The 22,307-nt window shown below is 63.4% G+C and carries 20 protein-coding genes; 7 read left to right on the forward strand and 13 right to left on the reverse strand.

The genetic code is table 11. The annotated features are described in order from the left end of the window. Positions 1-118: 118 nt before the first annotated feature. On the forward strand, positions 119-787 hold the full coding sequence (locus APH35_RS09630) for a TetR/AcrR family transcriptional regulator (RefSeq protein WP_012272905.1): 669 nt from the start codon (positions 119-121) through the stop codon (positions 785-787). Between the two features lie 10 nt (positions 788-797). Beyond that, the gene (locus APH35_RS09635; RefSeq protein WP_082425752.1) at positions 798-2,303 is read left to right on the forward strand and encodes an MDR family MFS transporter; all 1,506 of its coding nucleotides are present in this window, start codon (positions 798-800) and stop codon (positions 2,301-2,303) included. Here APH35_RS09635 and APH35_RS09640 read toward each other — a convergent pair. The 6 genes from APH35_RS09640 to APH35_RS09665 form a co-directional block, all read right to left on the reverse strand. Continuing rightward, positions 2,186-3,478 (reverse strand): MFS transporter, encoded by a 1,293-nt coding sequence (locus APH35_RS09640; RefSeq protein ID WP_060494628.1) that lies wholly within the window; start codon positions 3,476-3,478, stop codon positions 2,186-2,188. The two genes, APH35_RS09635 and APH35_RS09640, sit on opposite strands and share 118 nt — an antisense overlap. A 130-nt stretch (positions 3,479-3,608) precedes the next feature. Then, entirely contained in the window at positions 3,609-4,145 is a 537-nt protein-coding gene (locus APH35_RS09645; RefSeq protein ID WP_012272908.1) for a PqiC family protein, read from the reverse strand. A gap of 11 nt (positions 4,146-4,156) precedes the next feature. Continuing rightward, positions 4,157-5,797, reverse strand: a complete 1,641-nt coding sequence (locus APH35_RS09650; RefSeq protein ID WP_012272909.1) for a PqiB family protein — start codon at positions 5,795-5,797, stop codon at positions 4,157-4,159. Next, on the reverse strand, positions 5,781-6,425 hold the full coding sequence (locus APH35_RS09655) for a paraquat-inducible protein A (protein ID WP_012272910.1): 645 nt from the start codon (positions 6,423-6,425) through the stop codon (positions 5,781-5,783). Before APH35_RS09655 ends, APH35_RS09650 begins: the two co-directional genes overlap by 17 nt. Then, on the reverse strand, positions 6,422-7,018 hold the full coding sequence (locus APH35_RS09660; protein ID WP_012272911.1) for a paraquat-inducible protein A: 597 nt from the start codon (positions 7,016-7,018) through the stop codon (positions 6,422-6,424). Before APH35_RS09660 ends, APH35_RS09655 begins: the two co-directional genes overlap by 4 nt. Before the next feature lie 132 nt (positions 7,019-7,150). Continuing rightward, complete coding sequence (locus APH35_RS09665; protein ID WP_060514691.1) at positions 7,151-8,497, reverse strand: hypothetical protein; 1,347 nt, start codon at positions 8,495-8,497, stop codon at positions 7,151-7,153. A 428-nt stretch (positions 8,498-8,925) separates the two neighbouring features. Between APH35_RS09665 and APH35_RS09670 the strand changes: the two genes are divergently transcribed. Further along, entirely contained in the window at positions 8,926-9,399 is a 474-nt protein-coding gene (locus tag APH35_RS09670; RefSeq protein WP_012272913.1) for a YMGG-like glycine zipper-containing protein, read from the forward strand. 48 nt (positions 9,400-9,447) lie between these two features. Here the strand turns inward: APH35_RS09670 and APH35_RS09675 are convergent, their stop codons facing one another. Continuing rightward, positions 9,448-10,353 (reverse strand): LysR family transcriptional regulator, encoded by a 906-nt coding sequence (locus tag APH35_RS09675; protein WP_041166739.1) that lies wholly within the window; start codon positions 10,351-10,353, stop codon positions 9,448-9,450. A 148-nt stretch (positions 10,354-10,501) separates the two neighbouring features. Then, a complete protein-coding gene (locus APH35_RS09680; protein ID WP_041166532.1) occupies positions 10,502-10,684 on the reverse strand; it encodes a hypothetical protein in 183 nt (60 codons plus the stop codon). Between the two features lie 164 nt (positions 10,685-10,848). On the opposite strand from APH35_RS09680, the gene APH35_RS09685 reads away from it, so the two are divergent. Continuing rightward, a complete protein-coding gene (locus APH35_RS09685; RefSeq protein WP_012272915.1) occupies positions 10,849-11,235 on the forward strand; it encodes a VOC family protein in 387 nt (128 codons plus the stop codon). Positions 11,236-11,271: 36 nt separating this feature from the next. After that, positions 11,272-11,841 carry a hypothetical protein gene (locus APH35_RS09690; protein ID WP_012272916.1) on the forward strand — a complete coding sequence of 190 codons (570 nt, stop codon included), beginning with the start codon at positions 11,272-11,274 and terminating at the stop codon, positions 11,839-11,841. A 63-nt stretch (positions 11,842-11,904) separates the two neighbouring features. On the opposite strand, the gene APH35_RS09695 is transcribed toward APH35_RS09690, so the two are convergent. After that, positions 11,905-13,584 carry an MFS transporter gene (locus APH35_RS09695; protein ID WP_012272917.1) on the reverse strand — a complete coding sequence of 560 codons (1,680 nt, stop codon included), beginning with the start codon at positions 13,582-13,584 and terminating at the stop codon, positions 11,905-11,907. 194 nt (positions 13,585-13,778) lie between these two features. On the opposite strand from APH35_RS09695, the gene APH35_RS09700 reads away from it, so the two are divergent. Then, positions 13,779-14,465, forward strand: coding sequence for a helix-turn-helix domain-containing protein (locus tag APH35_RS09700; RefSeq protein ID WP_060514692.1), 687 nt, complete (start codon positions 13,779-13,781; stop codon positions 14,463-14,465). Here the strand turns inward: APH35_RS09700 and APH35_RS09705 are convergent. From APH35_RS09705 to APH35_RS09720, 4 genes are all read right to left on the reverse strand, one after another. Then, positions 14,448-15,329: a sterol desaturase family protein gene (locus tag APH35_RS09705; RefSeq protein ID WP_060514693.1), complete on the reverse strand. Its 882-nt coding sequence runs from the start codon at positions 15,327-15,329 to the stop codon at positions 14,448-14,450. The two genes, APH35_RS09700 and APH35_RS09705, sit on opposite strands and share 18 nt — an antisense overlap. Before the next feature lie 118 nt (positions 15,330-15,447). Further along, the gene (locus tag APH35_RS09710) at positions 15,448-16,227 is read right to left on the reverse strand and encodes an alpha/beta fold hydrolase (protein WP_060514694.1); all 780 of its coding nucleotides are present in this window, start codon (positions 16,225-16,227) and stop codon (positions 15,448-15,450) included. After that, positions 16,224-16,643: a VOC family protein gene (locus APH35_RS09715; RefSeq protein ID WP_060492899.1), complete on the reverse strand. Its 420-nt coding sequence runs from the start codon at positions 16,641-16,643 to the stop codon at positions 16,224-16,226. The genes APH35_RS09710 and APH35_RS09715 overlap by 4 nt, the downstream gene beginning before the upstream one ends. Before the next feature lie 75 nt (positions 16,644-16,718). Beyond that, positions 16,719-17,645: an alpha/beta fold hydrolase gene (locus APH35_RS09720; protein ID WP_060514695.1), complete on the reverse strand. Its 927-nt coding sequence runs from the start codon at positions 17,643-17,645 to the stop codon at positions 16,719-16,721. Positions 17,646-17,836: 191 nt separating this feature from the next. Here APH35_RS09720 and APH35_RS09725 point away from each other — a divergent pair, with 191 nt between their 5' ends. Beyond that, positions 17,837-22,306, forward strand: coding sequence for a dermonecrotic toxin domain-containing protein (locus tag APH35_RS09725; RefSeq protein ID WP_060514696.1), 4,470 nt, complete (start codon positions 17,837-17,839; stop codon positions 22,304-22,306). Position 22,307: the final 1 nt, after the last annotated feature.

Below are 22,307 nucleotides of genomic sequence, written 5' to 3' on the forward strand. Positions count from 1 at the left end.
TGGGCCGCAAAGCAGCCCCAGGGCCTTAAGCCTTACATCACATAAATTAAATTTAAATTGATTTTAAATTACGTGTGCGCGACGCTCTGCTCATTCCCTTGGCCCGCAGAGCAGCCCCATGTCCACAGCTCCCCGCGAAACCCGCAAGGACGGCGCCGTCACCCGCACCCGCATCCTCGAAGCCGCTGGCGAACTGTTCGCCGCGCTTGGCTATGCCGAAACCAGCAACAAGGCCGTTGCCGCCAAGGCCGAGGTCGACCTGGCCTCGATCAACTACCACTTTGGCAGCCGCAACGGCCTGTACCTGGCCGTGCTCGACGAAGCACGCCAGCGTTTCCTCGACCTCAGCGACCTGCAACGCATCACCCAAGGCAACCAACCACCCGCGGACAAGCTGCGCGTGCTGGTAGAGCTGGTGGTGCACAAAGCCACATCAGCCCAGGACAACTGGCACCTGCGGGTACTGGCCGCGGAAATCCTCGCCCCCAGCCCCCATGGCCAGGCGCACCTGCAGGCGGCAGCGCCGTTGCGGCTGTCGCTGCTCAAGGCTCTGTTCAGCGAAATCAGCGGTATCCCTGCAAGCGACCCCGCCCTGACCCGCTGCATCCTCTGCGTCACGGCGCCCTGGGCAATGTTGTTGATCGGCCCGCGCGGTGGCTCTGGCGCGCTGCACGAGATTCTGCAAATGCCGGCCGACGCCGTTGCAGCGCAGTTGTACCGCTTTGCCCTGGCAGGCCTGCTGGATGCCGGCCAACAGCATGCCCAGGCCCACGCCACACACCGTTGAGGTCAGCCCCGTGCAACCGATATCCACCGATACCTCCCCCGCCGCAACGGACGCGCAAACCTCCATCCCACTGCTGCTGGCAGCCCTGATGCTGGTGATGTTCCTGGCCGCACTCGACCAGACCATCGTATCGACCGCGCTGCCCACCATCGTCAGCGACCTGGGTGGGTTGCGCTGGCTGTCCTGGGTGGTCACCGCTTACCTTCTGGCCTCCACGGTGGTGGTGCCACTGTATGGCAAGTTCGGCGACCAGTTCGGCCGCAAGCGTGTGCTTCAGGTCGCCATCGTGGTGTTCCTGCTGGGTTCGGCGTTGTGTGGCGCAGCGCAGACCATGGCCCAGCTGATTGCCTTTCGTACCCTGCAGGGATTGGGCGGTGGTGGCCTGATGGTGGTGGCGATGGCCGCGATCGGCGATGTCATCCCGCCCGCCGAACGTGGCCGCTACCAAGGCCTGTTCGGTGGCGTGTTCGGCCTCGCCACAGTGGTCGGGCCACTGATCGGCGGTTTCCTGGTCGAGCACCTGTCCTGGCATTGGATTTTCTACATCAACCTGCCGCTGGGCCTGTTGGCGCTGTTGGTGATCGGCAGCGTGTTTCGCCCGCATGTGGCCCTGGTGCGGCATGAGGTGGACTACATCGGTGCATTCTTCCTCACCGTGGCACTGGGTGCCCTGGTGCTCATCACCAGCCTGGGCGGCAGCCTGCTGGCGTGGCAGTCACTGGACATGCTGTGCCTGTCGCTGTTCGCCCTGATCGGCCTGGTCGGTTTCGTCCTCGAGCAACGCCGCGCCGCAGAGCCGATCATGCCGCTGCACCTGTTCCGCCACCGCACCTTCGTGCTTGCCGGGCTGATCGGTTTTATCGTCGGGGTCTCGCTGTTCGGCGCGGTTACCTTCCTGCCGTTGTACATGCAGGTGGTGAAAGACGCCACGCCGACCAGTGCCGGGCTGCAGATGCTGCCGTTGATGGGTGGCCTGCTGGTGGTGTCGGCGATTACCGGGCGACTGATCAGCCGCTGGGGCCGCTACCGGGTTTTCCCGATCCTTGGCACCCTGCTGCAAGTGGTTGCCCTGGGCCTGCTGAGCCGGCTTGAGCTGGACACGCCCATGGCGCTGATGAACCTGTACATGGGCCTTTTGGGCGCCGGCCTGGGCATGGTCATGCAGGTGTTGATCCTGGCGGTGCAGAACAGCGTCGAGCCGCGCCATATGGGCGTGGCCACCTCCGGGGCGACCTTGTTCCGCTCGATTGGCGGCGCCATCGGCGTTTCGCTGTTCGGCGCGTTGTTCTCGCATGCCCTGCTAGGCGGCCTGGCCAGCGATTTCGCCGCCAGCGCCGGTGGCCCGGCGAGCCTTTCACCAGCCGCCGTGCACGACCTGCCCGCCGCCCTGCAACACAGTTACCTGCTGGCGTTTTCCGGGGCGATGCATGGCGTGTTCATGCTGGCTGGGGGGATCACCAGCGTGGCCTTCGCACTGTCCTGGTTGCTGCGCGAGGTGCCGCTGCGGCGAGCCTGAGCAAAGCGCCGATAGCCCCACAGGGCAACCAGCAACACCAACGCCCCGGCCGCCAACGCCACCTGGAAACCGGCGCTGGCGCCCAACCCGTCGACCACCTGCCCTGACGCCACAGCGCCCAATGCCACGCCAACATTCAAGCCGGCCAGCAGCCAGGTCATGCCTTCGGTCAGTTGGCTGGCGGGCACCAGACGCTCCACCAGGGCCATGGCCACGATCAGGGTTGGTGCGAAAAACAGCCCGGCCAGCAACACGGCAGCAGCCAACCCGAACAGGTTGCCTGCCAACAGTAGCGGCACGGTACTGGCCGCCGTCGCCAGGCCGCCGAGCAACAACAGCCTGTGCAAAGGCGCCGCCAGATTCACGGCACCGAACAGCAGGCCCGCCGCGCACGAGCCAATGGCATAGCACGACAGCACGACACTGGCTGCCGCCGGCATGCCGGCCTGTTCAGCGAATGCCACGCTGACGATATCGACGCTGCCCACGATCACGCCCATGGCCACCATCAACAGGACCAGCAGGCGCACGTCCGCCTGAGCGATCACCGCAACCCGCTGGTGGCCGGTCGAGTCATCAGCCTGCAGCGGGGGTTCGCTGCCCGTTTGCACGACCAAGGCGAATACCCCGATGGCCAGCAACAGCGCGGCGGCCAATGGCCCGGCCTGGGGCAGCAAGGCCACGCTGAGCCCGACCGACAGGGGCGGGCCGGCGATGAACGTGACCTCATCGAGCACCGTTTCCAGCGAAAAGGCACTCTGCAGCTGTGGCGTATCGCGGTACAGCGCCGTCCAGCGCGCCCGTACCATTGCCGACAGGCTGGGCATGCAGCCGGCCAGCGCAGCAGCGGGGAACAGGCACCAGGCCGGCGCCTGCCAGGTGACGCACGCCAGCAGCAACAACAAACCGACCACGCTCAGCGCGGTGGCGGCCGGCAACACGCGGCGCTGGCCATGGCGATCGACCAGACGGGAAACCTGTGGCGACAGCAGTGCGTAGGTCAGCACGAACGTGGCCGCCACCGCTCCGGCCAGGGCGTAGCTGCCGTGCAGTTGCGCGAGCATGGTGATGATACCGATGCCGGTCATGGGCAACGGCAGGCGGGCCAACAGACCAGCCAGGGTAAAGCCAAGGGTGCCGCGTGACTGGAACAGCGCGCGGTAGGTCGTGAACATGGGTCGACTCTCCTTATCGAACGAAAGCACACTTACATTCATTGCGTATGATTAAAACCCTATTATCATACGCACTGAATGTAAAGCACTGGGTTCGCAGGAGACGCTCCCACAACGGCTCTATGTAGGGTCAGGCCACAGGCGAACAACTACCCCGCCCGGCACTCCCCCGCACCGCCTCGGCCAGTTTGCGAAGGTTGGCCTGATGCGCATTCACCAGGCTGGTGATGCTGTTGTCAGCCGCAGTCTGAACCGAGGTGCGGCAGGTCAGCTCAGCCTGCCCCGCCACCTTCAGGCGCCAAACGGCCTCCAGCGAGGCGTAACGCCCCGGCACGGTGTCGAAGCGCTGCACATCCACCCGCAAAGCCGCCTTGCCGCCGCCCGCCGGGCCACCCAACTGGTCTTGCAGGGCGCTGCGGAACTCATCCACCAGGTTGGCCCCCCACCATTCCGTCTCAAGGATGGCCAGGCCGCTCTGCCCTTCGCGTACCACCAACTGTGGGCGGTCGACCTGGGGCGGGACGACCACCCTGACCACCTGGATGCGCTGGCCACTGTCACGCGCCGGCTCACTCGGTACCAAGGTGTGGTAGTTGTTCGGCGTACTGCTGCAGCCCCCGAGCCATACCAGCAGGCTAGCCACACAAACATTGCGTAGTCGTTGCATCGGCTGTCTCCTCAGGGCTCAAGGTCTGCGGGCCCGGCCGCTTTCGGCCGGCCACGAATCAGTGACTCGGGGTGGCGGCCCAGGTAATCGGCAAGGTCACGCAGCGAACGTGACATGCGTTCCAGCTCATCCAGTGTTTCGCCCATTCGCTCGCGCTGCGGCGAGTCCTCGGAAATGGCCGAGTTGGCGGTGCGCAGGGTCTTGTGCACTTCGTCCAGCGCCACTTTTACATCCGGCAGTGTCTGGCCATTGAATTGCTTGAGGCTGGCGCGCAGCTCACGCAGGCTGCCGTCGAGGTTGCCGGCGATGCTTTCCAGCGGCAGCTTGGCAATGCGTTCCACGACCCGCTGCAGCTGCTCCTGCAACTGCTCCAGGCTACCCGGCAACGTGGGGATGATGATGGGGTTGGCGGCCATGTCGAAGGCGACTTTGGGGGCATCGGGGTAGAAATCCAGGGAAATGAACATCTGCCCCGTGATCAGGTTGCCGCTGCGCGCCTGGGCCCGCAGGCCATGCTCGACAAACGTGCCGATCAGCTCCCGCGCACCATCCATGTCGCCTTCGGTGTGCTTGAACACCGCCAGCATCTTGCGGTGCACCGGCCCCAGGCGCTGCGGGTAGATTACTGCATCCACCACTACCGGGAAGGTCTGCCTGGCGGCGTCGTAATCGAGCTGAATAGAGGTAACACGCCCAAACTCCACACCCTTGAACTCCACCGGCGCACCCACCGACAAGCCGCGCATGGCCTGGTCGAAGCGCAGTTGCAGGTACTGCGCCTGGCCGTGGGGAGGGGCCAGCGCCAAGTCGCGGTCGGCAAATAGCTGGAAGCGGGCCTGGTCGGCAGCTGGCTCGGCTTGCGGGGCGAAATCGGGCGAACCAAAGGCCAGCCCCCCCACCAGGATCGATGATAACGACTCGGTATCGACCTTCAGCCCGTTGGCGCCAATCTGCATATCGACACCACTGGCATTCCAGAAGCGCGTGTCGGCGGTGACGAAGCTGTCGTAGGGGGCTTGCACGAACACGCCAATCTCCACGCCCTTGCCATCGTCCTGCAGCGCAAAAGAGACCACTTCACCGACCGGGATCTTGCGGTAGTAGATCGATGAGCCGACATCCAGCGAGCCCAGATCGCTGGCGGTAAGGACAAAACGCTTGCCCTTTTCGTCATAGGTGATCGGCGGCGGCAGCTCCAGGCCGACGAAGGACTTTTCCGGCACTTTCGACTCACCGGAATCAGCCCCGATGAAACTGCCCGAAAGCAGCGTGTCCACCCCGGAAACCCCGCCTACGCCGATGCGCGGTCGCACCACCCAGAAGCGCGCGCCCTGGGTGGCAAAAGAGCGGGCATCGTTGGACAGCTGCACGTTGGCCACCACGCTCTTCTTGTCCTCGGCCAGGTCCACCGTGGTCACTTCGCCAATCACCACGCTGCGGTATTTCACCTGGGTCTTGTGCGCCACCAACCCCTCCCCGCTGTGGAAGGAAATGGTGATCACCGGCCCTTGCTGCATCCAGTTGCGTACCACCAGCGATGCGCCGATCAGGATAGCCAGAATCGGCACGATCCAGACCAGCGACACCCCCCAGCGCCGTGTGCGCACGTCAACCTGACCTGTACCGTCGCGCTTGTCAGTCTGTTGCCCCATCAATGCGGCCTCCCTCGTTGGCATGGCTATCCCAGATCAGGCGTGGGTCGAAGCTCATTGCAGAGAACATGGTCAGCACCACCACCATGCCAAAAAACAGGATACCCACCCGTGGCTCGATGGTGCCCAGCCCGCGCAGTTGCACCAGCGCCGCCACCAGCGCCACCACCATCACGTCGAGCATGGACCAGTAGCCGATCAGCTCGACGAAGCGGTACAACTGCGAACGCTGTCGGCAAGCCCAGGTGGAACCACGCTGGGCGGTGTACAGCAGCAGGCCGAGGGAGAAAAACTTGATCGCGGGCACACCCACGCTGGCAATGAAGATGATCAGCGCAATGTCCCAGGCCCCGGCTTCCCAGAATTCCAGCACACCACCGCCAATGGTGCTGTCGCTGCCACTACCGAGCATTTCGGTGTGCATCACCGGCAGCAGGTTGGCGGGGATATAGAACACCAGCGCCGCCAGCAGAAACGCCCAGCCACGGCTGATGGCATTGCTCTTGCGTCGGTGAATGGCCGCGCCGCAACGGTTGCAGGTGTGCGCACCGCCACTCATGTCGCAGGCCTGGCCGCAGCCATGACACAGGCACAAGCCAAGGTCGTCTGCGTTGGCCGGGGTTGTCATACCTGCTCCCACAAGTCGCGGATGTCCTTGCCGGCAATATGGATGATCAGCATGCTCAGCGCGGCCAGGGCCAGCAGGCCGATACCGGGGATTACATCGAGCAACCCCGCCAGTTTGATCACCGCCACCATCGCCCCCAGCAGGCACACCTCCAGCATGCTCCACGGTCGCAGGCTTTCCAGGCCACGCATGCACAGGGCAAAACCGGGGGCACGCTGGCCGGCCAAGGCAAAACTCAACACCCAGCACAACAAGGCAATCTGCAACAGCGGTGCGAAGATGATCGACAACGCCATGACCAAGGCGATGAAGGTGATACTGCCGTGGCTGAGGATCTGCACCGCGTCCCACAACGTCGCCGAATGGGTTAGCCCCTGCATCCCGATGGTCATGACCGGGTAAGCATTGGCAAATACCAGCAGGACGCCACCGGTCACACTCAACGCCAGCCGCTGCTCGATGGTGAGCGACGTATGCCGGTACAGCACGCCGCCACAGCACGGGCACAGGGCACGCTGGTGCTTGAGCAATGGCACACGCTGGTACACCGTGTCGCAGTATTCGCAAATGATCAGATCTTGGGGCTGGGTCATGTTGGTTCCCACGGATAGACCTGCAGGCAGCACCTACGTCAGCAAGCCTAGACGGGAAAAGCGCAATGCGTCAGCGGGTGTGCCCATCGTCGCTAACCTCCGGGCAACGGCTGCCCGGAGGTTAGCCCAGCGCTACTCGAGCAACTGCTCCAGGCTTGGATCACGCATTACACGCTGCACGGGCTGCTGTGCGGCTCTGCCCGGCACCGACATCTTCAACTTCATGCTGGCCACTTTGGCGCAGGCATTGCTGCCGTCCGCATAGATACCGCTCATGTCGCACTTCCACTGGTAGAAGTTCACCAGGCCACCCGACATCTGCAAGCTGTAGTCGGTACTTTGCGTACCTGGGGTGAAGGCGTGCCCCGCCGGGATGTTCTGGAACCATTTCATCCACTCGGCGGAGCCCGGTTTCGGTGGGTTTTTCTGGAACAATGGGTTCATGATCGCCACCTGCGGCGCCTCGGCGGTGGCGTGGCAGCTCAGGCAGGAGCTGTTGGGGTTGTCCACCGGCCCATTGAGTCGACCGTTCCAACCCAGGTGGGTAGGCGGCAGTTCACGGGTATCGGCGTTGATGGCGGTCTGTTGCAGTGCCTTGTTGATACGGGTCTGGGTGGGCTGTGGGTTAGTGTAGTCATTGCTGGTCACCTGAGGGTCGTTGCCCCACATGACGCCCACCGGCACCAGGTTGTCCCAGCTGGCCTTGCCGCTCATGGCCCCGTTGTACTGGAAGGTACCGAAGATCCACCCGGTTTCGGCAATACGCGTGTCGCGCACGGCTACGTCCATCTGGATCAACGCCACGTCCTTGAGCTTGCGGTTGGCCGAGGTGAACGTGTCTGTGATATAGCCCTGCCAAAGCACCGGGTTGGCCAGAAACGGCACCGTGCTGCGGTCGATGTCGGCGAACAGCGCCTTGCACACCACCGTGCCGTTGGCAAAGCTGTTGGGTTGGGCGGTATGGCTCGGGTCTGGGTTGTTCGGGTCCTTCCAGACTTGCCCAATGGTGTAGGCGCCAATGTCGTTATAAATCCCCACGGCATAGGTTTGACCGGTGGCCGTCTGCGTGCTGGCCAGTTGCTTGACCTGAATCTGCGCCTCCTTGGTCAGCCCGTGTATGCCCTCACGCCCCAGCGGGCCGTAATGCTGCCACGGCATGTGGTACCACTGCCGAACCTTGTTGTGCTGCACATACCAGTCAGCCTCGACGTTGCCCTCCAGGCAATAGCGCTTCGCAGCCTCCATGTACGGGCGCCATGTCTCGAAGTTGTTGTCGCGCTTGGCAGGCAACTTGCCGAAGAACGCCGGCACGCCATTGGGCGGTGACGTCGGATAGTTTTGGCTGAGGGTAAATTTGGTCCCTTCGTAACTGTCGGGTGGCGCGTAGCCATAGTCCGGGTAGGTACCGGCCTGTGCGGCGAGGCTGTACAGGGTGGCCGTCATGGCCAGTGTGGCAAGTGTTCCTTGGGGCTGGTTCATCGATGATCTCCTTGATCGGCTGCACTCCTGGCATCGACAGGGCGCGTGCCCATGGCGGATGCAGGGACTCCTTTATTGTTTTTGGGCCGAGTTCGCCCGAACGCGGCCGGCTGTCACGGGTGAGTGAATGGCGTGTGGCGCACCTCCCTGCCGGCTTTTTGCCGAGCGAACGCGTACATCCCAGGCTGTTTGGCCAGGGTTGATCGAAAGCGTGTGTAAACGGAGTGTGCGCAGGGGGGTATGCGGGCTGTGCCGCGTGTCGACTCCTGTCGAGCGCTTGCCGTTCTTCCTTGCTATCAGGTGTAGGCGAAACGGCAAAAACTGCCAGCCGTTTGGCATGCCGAGCCGATTTCCGGTCGTTTTGCCTATCACCGTCTTACCGCCGAACTATTCTGTGAAGCGGGCTTTCCGCCCAGTGGAGGTGTGCCATGCGTACGTTCACGTGGAGTTACCTGCTGCTACTGCTGTGCGCGGCATCGGCGGCCCAGGCGCAGTCGGTGGTGCCGCTCAAGGGCCAGAGCAGCCAGCAGATGCAACTGGATATCAACGATTGCAATACCGTCGCCAGCAATGCCGCGAACAGCACGGCGACGTCCAGCGACCCGCATGTCGGTGGCCGGGTACGCGGTGCGGCCGCGGGTGCCGCCGCCGGCGCGGTAGGCGCGCAGGTACGCGGCAACCAGCACGACGAGCTGTATGACCGGGTAGGTGACGACGCCAAACAGCAGTACCGGCAGAACCGTGCCGGCGAAGTGGCCGCCGCCGGTGCCGCGGTCGGAGGCATGCGCCAGCGTCAGGACCGGCGTCAGGACAGGCGCAGCCAGGACCAGGCAAAAACCCAGGCCCATGCCAGCGCCTACAGCGGCTGCCTGCAGGGGCGCGGCTATCAGGTCAACCCCTGAGCAACCGGCACGCCATGCCCCTGCCGGTGAGGCATGGCGTGCTCAGCTTCAGAACTTCGCCAGTTCTTCCCGACAAAACTCCACGAACAACTGCGCAGGCTTGGTCAGCTGCACGCGCTTCAACCACGCCGCAGCCAGCCCAGAAAGCGCCACTGGCTCGGTAATGTCCAGCATTGCCAAGCGCTGCCCGTCGTAGGTGTACTCCGTGTGCGGCCGTGTGACCAGCAACGAAAAACCAAAGCCCTGCCCGACCATGCCGCGCACCATCTCGATCGACGGCGAGCTGAAGACGATGTTTGGCGTCAGCCCCATTTCGTTGAACAGGCTGACGAAATAGGTGCGGCTGGGGGCCACGTCCAGCAAGATCATCGGCTCCGGGCACAGGTCGCGCAGCGACACCTGGGCCTGGCCGGCAAAGCGGTGGTTTTCCGGCAGCAGCACATAAGGCTTTTGCGGTGGCATCAACGGCTCGGCCTCGATGGTGCCATCCAGGTCGTGGTCATAGAGAAACGCCAGGTCGAAGGTACCGGCGGTCAGGCCCTGGATCAGGTCCTGCTGCTCGCCGTCGCGCAGGCGGATATCCACGCCAGGGTAGCGTTGACGAAAGCCGGCGATCAAACGAGGCAGGTACAACGGTGCCACGGTTTCGAAACAGCCGATATCGATCTGCCCGGCCACGGTGTCGTTGTCGGCCAGGGCGTTCTGCTCGAACTCGTGGGCCATCTGCAGCAGCGCTCGGGTCTTGGCGTAGAAGCGCTTGCCGCTGGGCGTCAGCGACACGCCTTGGGCGTGGTGGCGGATGAACAGTTGCACGCCGAAGCTTTCTTCCAGGCTCTTGATGGCGGTGGAAATGGACGGCTGGGCGATGTACAGCTGGCGCGAGGCCTCGGCAACGCTGCCAGCCTCCACGGTGGTAACGAAGTACTTGAGTTGTCGCAGGGTATAAGCAGCCACGGGCACCTCATTGACGCCTGTCGGCGCTGGGATCATGCCTGACACTTTACCTCTCGCGAACGCAAAGTGGGGGCTGGGTGATGAAGGATTTACCTATGGCTTGAGCAGGTTTTTGTGGGGGGGGTGCCCTGCACCCCTCCACGTCGGTTCACTCGAACGACGCTATCATCACGCAGTCGTCACCTACCATCTTGTAGCCTGCCTCGCATTGCAATCCCACGGAAGTGGTGACACTCCGCTTGCGCCTGGAAAGGCTTTCCGGTTGTTGAGCATTGTCCTCTAGCGACGCTTCAGAGGTATCGGGCAGTTGATCCATGGGTTCTTCTTGCATGGTGTTCACTCCTGGTTTGAATTGTGTTGCCCGAACAACTTAAATGCTGGCGTCTGCACCAACCCATTTGGAAACACCCTCACGGCAGGCCCACAGCGAACTGGTTAAATACCCCCAAACGTCTTTACTGATACCCAACGGCATCAGGAACACGGTGTACGCCTATGAAGATCGTGGTCACCAGCATTCTCGTCGACGACCAGGCCAAGGCTCTGGCCTTCTACCACTACGTACTCGGTTTCGAGCCCAGGCACGACATCCCCATGGGCCGGCACCGCTGGTTGACCCTGACTTCGCCCAATGACCCCAATGGCGTCGAGCTGCTGCTGGAACCCGACGCGCACCCGGCCGCCAAAACCTACAAGGCCGCGCTCAAGCAGGACGGTATTCCCGCCACCTCGTTCGGCGTACGTGACATCCAGGCCGAATACACCCGGCTGTGCGCGGCGGGCGTGCAGTTTACCCAACCACCCACCAACATGGGCCCCGTCACGGTGGCCGTGTTCGATGACACCTGTGGCAACTTGATCCAGATCGCCCAGAAACACTGAAAGCCCCCAACCTAAGCGCACCAATAAGGAAAACAGATGCGCCACGAATTCCGCGAAGTCCTCAACGACCTGGTCGATTACTTCCTGCTTGGCGATATCCAGTTGCTAGAGCGCTTCAAGCAGGAGCACGAGCTACCGGACGACCTGGCCTACGCCTTCACTCACGACGACAGCGGCGACAAAGCGGTGCGCGAAGGCATCGTGCTGCCGCTGGCCGGGGTCGACAACCTGCCCTATCGCATCCTGTTCACCCTTGATGGCTACACACCGGCCCTGCGCGAAGCCGGCAGCCGCCTGAAACATCGGCGCAATGGCTATGTGCTGCGCGTCGAGCACGGTGCTGTGATGCTCTATACCTGGCGCATCCTGCAGCACTTCACACCCAAGACTCTGGGTGACCTGATGGCCCGCTACCAGGTACCGGGACGGCCGATCATCGAGCTGGACAATGGCTGGTACGACGTGGAGGTGCTGGCCGGGGCGCTGGTGCGCGAAGGCTTGTACGAGCCGGCGTTCGAGTTCGTGTTGAAGAAGCGCTGGAGCCGGGGTGAGGCGACGGAGGTGGATACAGGATATGCCTTTGGCCTGCGTGGCTATTTCGATTGATAGCCTCTGCGGGTCTCTTCGCGGGTTAACCCGCGAAGAGACACTTACAGGCAACTTCATTAATCAGGTGTGGTTGATATCACGGTCCTTGGTTTCCGGCAGGAAGAAGATCCCCAGCACCGCCGTCATCACCGCAATCACGATCGGGTACCACAAGCCGTAATAGATATCCCCGGTCGCCGCCACCATGGCAAACGCGACCGTCGGCAGAAAACCGCCGAACCAGCCATTACCGATGTGGTAAGGCAGCGACATCGAGGTGTAGCGGATACGCGCCGGGAACAGCTCCACCAGCCAGGCGGCGATCGGGCCGTAGACCATGGTCACGTAGATCACCAGGAGGGTCAGCAGCAACAGCACCATCGGGTAGTGGATCTTCGCCGGGTCGGCCTTTTCCGGGTAGCCGGCCTCTTTCAACGCACCACTCAAGGTGGCGGTAAAGGCCTCGCTCTGCACTTTGAAGTCCGCGGCGGCCATGCTGCTGCCTTCAAAGCTGGGCAGTACCCGCTCACCAATGCGGATCTGCGCCACACTGCCAGGCTCGGCCGCCTGGTTGGTATAGGGAATGGCGCGCTTGGCCAGCAGGCTCTTGGCAATGTCGCAGGAGCTGGTGAATTTGGCCTTGCCCACCGGGTCGAACTGGAATGCGCACTGGCCAGGGTCGGCCACCACCACGACCGGGTTCTGCTCCTGGGCAACGAACACATCCGGGTTGCCGTACTCGGTCAACGCCTTGAAGATCGGGAAATAGGTCAGCGCGGCGATGATGCAGCCGGCCATGATGATCTTCTTGCGGCCAATGCGGTCAGACAAGCTACCGAAAAAGATGAAGAACGGCGTGCCGATCAGCAGCGAGCCGGCAATCAGCAGGTTGGCGGTCTGCGGCTCGATCTTGAGCATCTGCAACAGGAAGAACAGCGCATAGAACTGCCCGGTGTACCACACCACCGCCTGCCCTGCGGTACCGCCCAGCAGCGACATGATCACCACCTTGAGGTTGTCCCAGCGGGCAAACGACTCGGTCAGCGGTGCCTTGGACGCCTTGCCTTCGGCCTTCATCTTCATGAACACCGGCGACTCGTTGAGCTGCATGCGGATGTACACCGAAATCGCCAGCAGCAAAATCGACAACAGGAACGGCACCCGCCAGCCCCAAGCTTCGAACACCTCGGTGCCCATGACGGTGCGGCACGCCATGATCACCAGCAACGACAGGAACAGCCCCAACGTGGCCGTGGTCTGGATCCAGGCGGTGAAGAAGCCCCGTCGGCCCTTGGGTGCATGTTCGGCCACATAAGTGGCCGCGCCGCCGTATTCACCACCCAGGGCCAGGCCTTGCAGCAGGCGCAGGGTAATCAGGATGACCGGCGCAGCCACGCCAATCGCGCTGTAGCTGGGTAGCAAGCCCACCAGTGCGGTCGACAGGCCCATGATGACAATGGTGATCAGGAAGGTATGCTTGCGCCCGATCATGTCGCCCAGCCGGCCGAACACGATGGCGCCGAACGGCCTTACCGCAAACCCGGCGGCGAACGCCAGCAGCGCGAAGATGAACGAGGTGGTTTCATTGACCCCGGCAAAGAAGTGCTTGGCGATGATCGCGGCGAGAGAACCGTACAGGTAGAAGTCGTACCATTCGAACACCGTGCCCAGGGACGAGGCGAAGATGACCTTGCGCTCCTCCTTGGTGATACCGCGTTGGGGCGCGCTACTGCCCGTGGATGCGCTGTCGAGAACCGCCATGGGTTGCCTCCGTCATGTCGTCATGCAGGCCGGAGCACCTCACAACCACTTCACCGTCGCACCCAGGCGCTGGGGCTTGCTTTGGGTTGCGCGAAGCACGACGAGGCGGGCCGCCTCGGATCGCAGCAAGGTAAATGAAGCATAATCGGGATTGCCGGGATATCCACCCGCCTGGCCATACACCAGAGGGCAGCATGGACGACACGGCAACACCCGGCTGGCAGGGCGATATCTGGTTGGCGGACGATCACTGCCTGCTGCGGTCTACGCTGGGCAGGACCGACAGCCATGTGCATTACGCGCATCAGGTGCTTGTGGGCCTTGGTGCGGATGTCGAGGTGCGCCTGGGCGAGCGGATTTGCAGCGGCCCACAGGTGTTCATCGCGTCGCGGCAACCCCATGCCATCCTCAGCCATGGCGTACCGTGCCTAACCGTGTTTGCCGAGCCGCTGGCCTTCGACCTGGCAGACCTTGCCCTGGCCTGCAAGCAAGCCGGCAACAGCGCAGAGCAATTGGCAGAGTGCCTCATGCACTGGCCGCGCCGGCCGCTCGACCCGCGCCTGAGAAAAGCCCTCGAGCGCATCCGCGCACTCGACGAACAGGCCTTGCCGGCCCAGGAACTGGCCAGCACTGCTGCGCTGTCGCTCAGCCAACTGGAACGCCTGTTCAGCGGCTCACTGAAATTGTCCGTGCGCCGGCTGGTGCTGTGGCAGCGCTTGCGCATGGCCCTGCAACAGGCGCTGGGCGGCGCCAGCCTGACCGAAGCGGCATTGGCGGCGGGGTTTGCCGATTCGGCGCATTTCACCCGCAGCGTTCGCCAGCAATTCGGCCTCAGCCCAGGTGCCGCTTTGCGCCGCTTGCGCCTACGTACGTTCGGCTAACGCCTGACGCAGGCCTGCCGGCAATACCGCCGGTGGCTGAACATCTGCGCTTGCCCACGGCTCACGCAGTTGCGCCAGGTACGCCTGCGGATAGTCCGGCCGATCACCGATGCCCATGTCGTCGTCCGCCAGCGTATAGCCTGGCAGGTACAGCCGCGTGCCAAGCAGGCGGTCCCACAGGGGGAAGAACAGCGCAAAGTTGACGTCGCCGGTAGTGCCGTACTTCAGGTGGTGCAAGCGATGCACCGGTGCCCAGGCGAACACATGGCGCCAGCCGCCAATATGCATGTCCACGTTACTGTGCTGCAGCAACAGCTGGATAGACACACTGAACGCCAGCAGCGATGCCACCTCGACGGGCAAGCCAAGCAGCAGCAACGGCAAGGTGCCCCCCAGGGTTTCGAGCAACTGGTGTATAGGGTGTTTCATCAAACCGTTGAAGCCGTACAGGCGGGTGACACTGTGGTGCACCGCATGCAGCCGCCACAGCAGCGGGCTGCGATGGCTGGCGTAGTGCACCAGCGTGATGCCCAGGTCGGCCAAGGCAATGGCCAGCAGCAACTGCAAGGCCAACGGCCAGTGACCCGGCCACAGGCCCGTTTCCGGGAGCCAGTGGGCAAGCAGCGGGATGGCTGCCACGCTGGCGAGGGTCAGGCACTCGTTGAACAGCGCATGGCACAGGTCGCGACGGCCATCGCCTTGTGCCTGGTTCCAGGCAGCCTTGTAAGGCATGAGCCGCTCACAGGCGAATGACAGCAGCACTGCGCTGGCCAGCAGTGGCACCAGCCACAACGGATGGGCTGCCAATGACAAGGCGGCGGCAATGAAACCGAAGAAGAACAGTGGGGCGTATAGGGTGCGCATGGGCGACTCCAGGTAGTCAGGAGCCGCCAGTGTTGAGCCTCAGCCCAGGTGAGCGCTTGAAAGAACGGCGCATGCATGGCCGCGCCTGCAAATCGCCCGCGTTGGCTTGAAAAAACCGTTACTGCAAGAACTGCACGACCTCCGCCAGCACCACCTCTGCCTGCTCCCGGTGTGGCACATGCCCACAGCCTTGCAGCAGTCGCGCCACTCCAGGCCCACCCGCCAGCGCCACCAGTCGTTCGGGGTGCGCCGACGAGCCAAACTCGTCGTTATCGCCATGCAGGCTCAACAAGGGGCAGCGAACCTGCGCCAAAACGGTATCCAGGTTCCAGTCGGCAAAATCCTCGGCCAGCCAGTTGTCCACCCAGGCGCGCAGTACCCATTGGGCCTTGCTGCCGTGGTAGCGCTCCAGCCGCTGCAGTTGCCCAGGCTCGGCAAACTGCTGGTCCGCTGACCGAATGCCTTCAAGTGTGCGGGCTTCGACAAAGGCCTGCGCCGACTCGGTGATCAACCCCATGCACTGGCTGGCGAATGCCGCAGCGCAGGCCACGGCCATTCCGCCGCCAACGCTGTGACCGAAGACAATGAAATCAGCTATGTCAAAGTACTCGCGCAGGGCCGTGAAGCCCTGCTGCGCCTCGTTCTCGACAAAGCCCAGGCGTAACCTGCCGGGGTGTGCGTCGGAACGACCGAAGCCCAAGCGGTCGTAAGCGATCACCTGGTGCCCGGTAGCCTGCGCCAGCTGCGCCGGGAAGTCGCGCCACAAGGCCACGCAACCCAGCGAATCGTGCAACAGGACGATAGGCGCCCCCTGTGCCTGCAGCGGCACCCACTGCTGGGCGAACAGCTTGCCTGACGCGGTGTCGATCCAGTGCTCGCGAATGTGCAGGCCGCTCATACCGCCTCCGCCACCGGCCCCTTCAACTCGACCTGGTTGCCATCCGGGTCGTAGCAGTACAGCGAGAGCCCTTCGCCTTCGGCGCCATAACGCTTTTCCGCAGGCTCTACCGTTACCCCGGCGGCCTCCAGGTAGGCCGTCAGTGCGGCCTCGTCGAACGGCTCGATCCGCAGGCAGAAGTGATGCAGGTTGCGCCCCTCCACCCCCGGTGCCGCCCCGCCTGGCTGGCCCAGCGGGCCGTCCAGGGTCACCAGGTCGATCATCGCTGTGCCCGTGGCCAGGTGCACCATGCCCAGGTCTTCGCGCACCCGGCTGACATTGCAGCCCAGCAGCTCGGTGTAGAAGGCAACACTGCGCGGCAGGTCACGGACCCGCAGAACAAGATGGTCTATGTGCTTGATAGCGAACGGTCGCATGCCGGGCTCCTTATGCCGTGTGTGCGAGTACCGTCGCCACCATAGCCCAGCTTCGCCCGGCGTGGCCAGAATCAGCTACTCGTTAACCAACCGTTGCAGCACGCCCCCTTCATGGCGCGTCAAGATACGCAGCAGTTGGTCGACCAGCGCACGGTCCGGGGCGTCCAGGTGGAAGTGGTGCCCGCCCGGGTGCCAGGAAACCTTCGCCTGGCTGGGCAAGGCGGCCTGACGCCGGATAAAGGCCTCACCAGTGAATGCGCCCTGGCGGCCAAACAGCAGGTACAACGGGCAGCGGATCTGGCTGAGCAGGTCGCAGGCTTCGCGCTCGGTCAGCGGCATGGGTTCGGGCAGCACCAGCCGTGGATCGTGGCGCCAGCAATAGCCATCGCCCAGTTGCAGCAGGTCGCGCAACGCCAACAGCCGTGCGGCACCCTCCGACAGCTCGGTGTCCAGGCGTTCGCGGCGTTGCGCCAGGGCGGTGTCCAGGTCGTCGAAGCGGCCCGCGTCCGGCTCGGCAAAACCCGGCAACTGGCTGCGCTGTACCATGCGCTTGAGCCGGTAGGCCCGTGCCAGGTGCTGCACGCGGTCATCCTCGGCCACCGTGAACGGTGCACCCATGCCGTCGAGGAAGGTCATGCTGGCAACGCCACTGGTCATGGCCGCCAGCAGCGACGCTACGCCAGTGCCCATGCCATGGGCCAGCACATGAAACTGCGCCAGGCCCAGGCTGTCGACCACAGCCAGCATGTCCTGGGCGTGTTCCCACAGGTAATAGCCACTGTCATGACGACGATGGTCGGAACGGCCATGGCCGACCAGGTCGGGCGCCACCACGAAGCAACCATCGAGCATCGGTGCCAGGCGCTCGAACGAGGCGGCGTTGTCCAGCCAGCCATGCAGGGCCAGTACCGGTATCCCCTCTTCCGGGCCCCAACAGCGCACAGCAATCTCGATACCGTCGAGGTCCAGTAAATGGTCCTTGGGACTGAACGGCGAACGCATGCTCTCTCTCCCTGACTGGTGCCTGGCGCGTACTCGTCAGGCCGGCACACCACCTTGGCCCAGCCACGGCTCACCTGCTGGCCCCTCGCCGACAACCGCATGTGCATCACCGACTCGGGCAGGCAATTATCTACCGCACCTCGCGCCTGCGCCTGCGGCTCCATAGCGGCGACCGACCACGGAGCTACGACATGAGCCACACCCCTTACCACCACGCGCAAATGACACAGTCCCTGCCCGGCTGGAGCAAGGCGCTGCACAGCGAACACGCCAGTCGCATCCTGGCGCGCTTGCGCAAGGACTATCAGGATGCCGAAGGCAATGCTTACCCTTGGTACAGCCAGGCAGACCCACTCACCCGTCAGGCCGTGCAGCGCGCCATCGCCACTCGCGACGCCAGCAGCAGGGCCCTGCAGGCTGCGCTGAGCAACTTGCAGGGCGTCACTGCGTTCTGCGCCCCACTGCTGCAAAAGCAGCTGGGCATCGACACCCCGGTCACTCAGGCGCAATACGTTTATCAAGCCACCGCCGTCAGGCAACCGGACGGGATACCGAGTGGCCCTGTAGTACCAGGTGAGCTGGGCGAGATCGTACCCAAAGGTGACCCGCAGTATCGCAGCCTGCTCGAAGCGGCCCTGCACAATTTCGAAGGAACTGCCGATACCACCCGTTTCAGCCGCCTGCAGCACGGCCGCCAGGACATCAGGCCAATCGCAGGGATGTCGGTGGCGGGGTTCATCGACCAGTGCCGTGCGCTTGACCTGGGCCAGCGCTACCAGCAGCACCTTGACCAGGTCTACGGCGGTGCAAACAAAGCCGAGCTGCAGTCACTGGCCATCACCGCACGGCGTGACGAGTTCCGCGTGCAAACCCGTATTGCGGCCTGCAAAGGCCACCTCAGCCACGCCAGCGCTTTCGCGCTGCATGGCCTCGGTGCCGAAAACGCCGACCCCACCTATCAGGGCCGCCCCCTGCGTTGCTGGCAGCTGCAATTGTTTGGCATCCCGATCCACGAACTGCTGTTCATCGCGCCCACGCAAAACCGCACCCATGACCCGGTATTTCTCTACAACCCGGCAGATGGCGATGCGCTCAGGGAATTTGCCTCGCTGGGCGATGCACGCAAGTACCTGCGCCAGCAACTGCTGCAGGACGACTACCGCAAGCGCTTCGTCGCCCTGGCGCTGCAATCGCAACAGGCAGCGTTGAACGAGCAGCTTGAGCGCGCCCTTTACAGCAACGCCGACCAGGGAGCGCAGCGGCAACCTCGCAAGTCGATACATCTGGAGTCCATCGACAGCACCTTGCCAGATGTCCCTTGGGCACAGCTGGAATCCCGCCATCTTGTACGTCTGCGGGCCGATGCTCGCCAGGTGGCGGTTCCCACAGAAGATGTTGACGCCAGGGTACGCTTGCAGAACATCGAATACTGGCTGGACCTGGGCATGACCGTGCTGAATGTCGCCGCCATGGTCGTACCCTGCCTGAACCCGATCATGCTGACCATCGGCGCCGCGCAGATCATGGGCAGCGTGTTCGAGGGCATTTCAGCGTGGGAGGAAGGTGACAATGAAGCGGTTGTGGCCCAGCTTGAGTCGGTGTTGCTGAACATTGTCACAGTGGCTGCCATGGGCGGCGCCACCGTAGCGCTGAAGGCCTCAGGATTCGTCGATGCCATGCAGAGCATCGTCAAGGATGGCAACGACTACCTGTGGAACCCCACGTTGAAGGACCGTGCAAGCCCGGTATCGATTGCCGAACACCTTGAGCCCGACGCACAAGGCCGTTACACGGTAGACGGGCGCCACTACATTCGCATCGATGGTGTTGTCTACGAACAGGTGTATGAGCGGGGCCAGTGGCGCATCCCCCACCCACTGGCCCCACAGGCTTATCGGCCGGTAGTGCGCGAATACGGTGCAGGCGCATGGCGCGCAGAACATGAAACGCCGCTGGAATGGGATGACCTGTATTTGTTGCGCCGCTTAGGGCCAATCAGTGACGGCCTGACTGACGAAGCGCTGAAGGCAGCGCTAGCGTGCTCCGGTGTGCAAGGCGACGAACTTCGCCAAACCCAGGTTGCCGCACAGCAACCGCCTGCCTTGCTGGCCGATGCACTCGACCGCCTTAGCGCACGGGATCAGCTCAGCCCTGCCGAACGAGCCCACCCCCTGGCCAGGCAGTTTCCGGGGCTGCCGGGGCGCGCCATCCGGCAGCTCATGGCCAGGACCTGCGCCAGTGAGCGCCTACGCCTGGCCCAAGGCAGGGTGCCTTTGCGCGTCGCCGAAGAGGCCCGGCGGCTTCAGGCACATGCCCGCTTGAGCAGGGCCTTGCTGGGGCTGTATCGCCCTGACCTGGCCACTGCCGACAGTGAAGTGCTGGATGCCGCACTCAAGGCCGAACACCCTGAGCTTGATCCTCACCAACGGTATGAGGTGGCGATTGCCAACCGGGCGCATGCGGCACGGCTGATCGGGCAGCAACCCATCAGGCCGGGCTACCGTTCGCCGATGCGCCTGGCCGATGGCCGCCTTGGCTACCCACTCAGTGGAAGGCTGCCTTGGACCAATACGGCAAATAGACGATTGCGGGCACTGTACCCCAGCCTGAGTTCAAGCGAGCGCAATACCTTGCTCGGCCAACTGCGCCAGCGCGGTGACGTAGCGGCGCAGATCAGGGCGCTGGAAACCGAGCGCAACAGCCTCGACAACACGCTGCGTGACTGGGCGAGTCAAGGCAACGAGAACCAGCGCAACGCACGCAACGAGGTACGCGACCTGTTCAATGCCGCCTGGCGCCGTGACGACCCCGACAGCCTGACACTGCAAGGCCTGGAAGTCGACGCCCTGCCATCACTGCCGGCGCGCTTCGATCACATCACCACCCTGAACATTCGTGCTATCGGCATCCGTCAGTTACCTGCAGACTTCTTCCAGAGCTTCCCCTCGTTGCGCGCCCTGCGCCTGGCGCAAAGCCCAGAGCTCGATTTCGACGGCCTGTTCCGTGCACTGGCGTCCACCCCGCAACTGGAAGAGCTGGACCTGGGCAACAACCAGTTGGGCAGCCTGACCGACGGAATGCGCCAACACCTGACCGGCCTGACCCGCCTGCGCCGGCTGAGCCTGCGTCTGAACAGGCTGCAGCTAAGCGAAGCCGACCTGCAGACCCTTGCACAGCTTCCCCTCGAATACATTGATCTGGAGTACAACCACATTACGCTGAGTGATGCCTTGGCAGCACGATTCACCGGCCTGCACCAATTGCGCGGCCTACGCTTGACCAACAACCCGCTGGGTCAGGCCCCCGACCTGACCGGTCTGACCCGCCTGACCAACCTGCAACTGCGCAACTGCAGCCTGCATGAGTGGCCGCGCGGCCTCACATCACTGATGGCGCAGGCCGACCTGCAATTGCGCCACCTCAGCCTGAGCTACAACCCGATCGCCGAGGTGCCGGACCTTAACCAGTTGCTGACCAGCCCCTTTGCCGATGCCCTGCGTGCAAACCGCGATGCCTTGTGGGACTTCAACGAAAACGACCTGGATGCCAACAGCAACCGCCGGCTACGCGCGGCCGGCGTCGAAGTGCACAGCGACGATCAACTGTCGGATATCAGCGAGGAGTTCTGGCTCGTGGATGCCAGCCCAGAACAGACACAGCTTTGGAACGAATTGTTCGAGGGCGATGCAAACCGACATTTACGCGATGTCATCGAACGCGTGACTCGCTCGCAGCAAGCCGAGCAGGATTTGCGCGGGCTGAGTAACCAGGTCTGGCGGTTGCTCGAACAGGCCGGGCAGGATGAGGCGCTGCGCACCCATCTGGACAATGTCGCGCAAGACTACCCGCCCACCTGTGGCGACGCCGGTACCGATGCGTTCAGCGCCCTCGAAATTGAAGCACAGGTGTTCAGCCAACTGGCCCAGGAAGCAGAGCGCCCCGCCTACCTGTTCAACTTTTTCAGAACCCTCTATCGCCGGGAAATGGTCAACGCGCTGGGCGAACGGATCCAGCTCGCTCGCCTGGCGCGCCAGGCACGCTTGCTGGAGCTGGAGCGGCTACCTGCCCAGGCACAGCCCGCAAGGATTGATGTGCCTGCGCTGGACAGCCTCGACGAGCTGAGTGACAACGCCCTGCTCACTGGCGGGACGGACCTGATCGAAATACGCCTGGCCTTGCGCCAGTCACTGGCAGTGCCACTCGACTTTCCAGAAACCAGCCAAGGCATGCTGTATCGCCGCGAAGCGATGATTTCGACACGGGTGGAAAGCAATGTCGAACACGCCGTCCGGCAATTCGACCAAACCGCCACAGAGCGCAGGGCATGGGTTGCGCGGCAGCCCAGCTGGCAACGTTACCTTGCCCAGCACTTCGCCAGCCAGTTCGCCACGCTGGATGAGCGGTGGTACCAAGGCATGCAGTACCTGGACTATTGCCTGGACGCTGAAAACGAAGCCGTCACTTCGCTGGATGGTACGGTATTGCAAGCCATCGGCGAGGCGCTGCCCGCGCCAGCGTTGGACGGCAGTGGTCAATTGCAAAGAATGGACCTTGGCAGCCAGGCTTACGACCTGGCCAGCCGGCGCCTGAACGCCGGGCGTGAGCAGCAGCGCGAAGCGTTGCTCGAAACGCTTACCCGCCTGCAAGACCCGAACAGATAGC

Source organism: Pseudomonas sp. NBRC 111132 (assembly GCF_001320565.1).
GTDB classification, from domain to species: Bacteria; Pseudomonadota; Gammaproteobacteria; order Pseudomonadales; family Pseudomonadaceae; genus Aquipseudomonas; species Aquipseudomonas putida_P.